This is a genomic window from Vibrio sp. 704, assembly GCF_033339295.1.
The window spans coordinates 1-1,484 of sequence record NZ_JAWOUH010000065.1 but is presented as its reverse complement, the minus strand read 5'-3'; the positions used below and the strand labels follow the sequence as shown (position 1 = coordinate 1,484).

Annotated in this window: 1 protein-coding gene and 1 pseudogene; both read right to left on the bottom strand. The window is 48.4% G+C overall.

Going from position 1 to position 1,484, the window contains the following annotated elements:
* Positions 1-311, bottom strand: a pseudogene (locus tag R7R24_RS24430) (FAD-dependent 2-octaprenylphenol hydroxylase); the annotation flags it as partial.
* A gap of 49 nt (positions 312-360) precedes the next feature.
* Positions 361-1,484 (bottom strand): 2-octaprenyl-6-methoxyphenyl hydroxylase (ubiH, locus tag R7R24_RS24425; RefSeq protein ID WP_318119687.1); only part of this gene is annotated, 1,124 nt, incomplete at its 5' end.

The window sequence follows — 1,484 nt, the reverse complement described above, 5'->3', positions numbered from 1 at the left end:
AAATCAGGTTGCGCCATACTTTGTGCATCAAACTCTATTTTTGCGAAGCTGTCTTGCTCCCACACTTCCATACCGTAGTAAGGTGCAGCACGGCGTTGCTCAATACCCTGCCAAGCTCCTAGCTTACGTAAAATGGTTTCACTTGAGCGGCTCAGTGCAGAAACTCGCACATCAGGCAGTTCATTCAACGTTTCATCTGGCACGTTACCTTCGATCACGGCGATACGCAGGTCACTGTCTTTGAATGCGGCGGCAAGCGCCAACCCAACCATCCCTCCGCCGATGATGGCGATATCTACACTTTGCATCATTGCTATTTATTACCTAATAACTGGTTGTTACCTAGTTTGTTGCAGTCAATCATCGTTTCACTAAACCAAGAGTATGGCGCAAGAGCGGCTGCTTAAAAATAGAAAGGTTATCCATCGCGGCTAAGGCTGTATTTCGCCCAATTCGCATCGCGAGTAAATCGTTCGAAAAAACATGGACTAACGAGCTTGTTAGCCAAATGGTTTCGTTGCGGTCTGCTTCTCGGCGTTGACTAAAGCGGATCAGGCCTTGGTAACGCCCAACATCTTCACCTTGCTTGACCAGTTCCTCAGCGAGAGTGACCACGTCTCGGATCCCCAAGTTGAAGCCCTGCCCAGCAATCGGATGCAGCGTTTGTGCTGCGTTACCGACTATCGCAAAACGGTGTGAAATATTTTGCTTACGGTGACGAAGCAACAACGGATAGCTCGCACGGAGCCCCACTTTTTGCATCGCACCTAATCGCCAACCAAAATCTTGCTGAAGCCGTTCAAGAAATTCGCTTTCAGACAATTCCATTACAATTTGAGCTTCATCAGGGCGTAAGCACCACACGAGCGACATTCGATTATCACTCATTGGCAGCAGGGCAACTGGGCCGTTTTCAGTAAAACGCTCAAATGCGCGACCTTGATGCGGCTCTTGAGTCACAATATTGGCAATTACGGCAACTTGGTCGAAATCATGCTCAGAAAGCTCCAAACCAATTTGATGACAACATTGCGAAACCGCACCATCGGCGGCAACAAGTAATTTCGCATTAAGCAACTCACCACTAGCAAGCTCAATCGTCACATTTTCTTGAGTTCGGGTAATGTGCTTCGCGGAGTCTGGGCAGTACAAATCGATAGCGGTACTGTGAGTCAGCAATTCTTGGTAAACACGACCAACATCGGCTAACTCTACGACATAACCTAACGCTTCAACGCCAACGTCGTGCTTAGTGATGTCCGTCATTCCCGCATGAGAACGATCGGACACATGGATGTGTTCAATCGGGGTCGAAAAAGGTTCAATCGCAGACCATAACTCTAAGTGACGCAGCAGGTTAACCGTACCATAAGACAAAGCAATCGAGCGCGAATCAAAGCCCGGATGCTGATCCGATTGCGCTTTAAACGGTTCAACAACGGCAACACGCAAAGCCCCTTGAGACAAATGCTCAATCGCTAAAG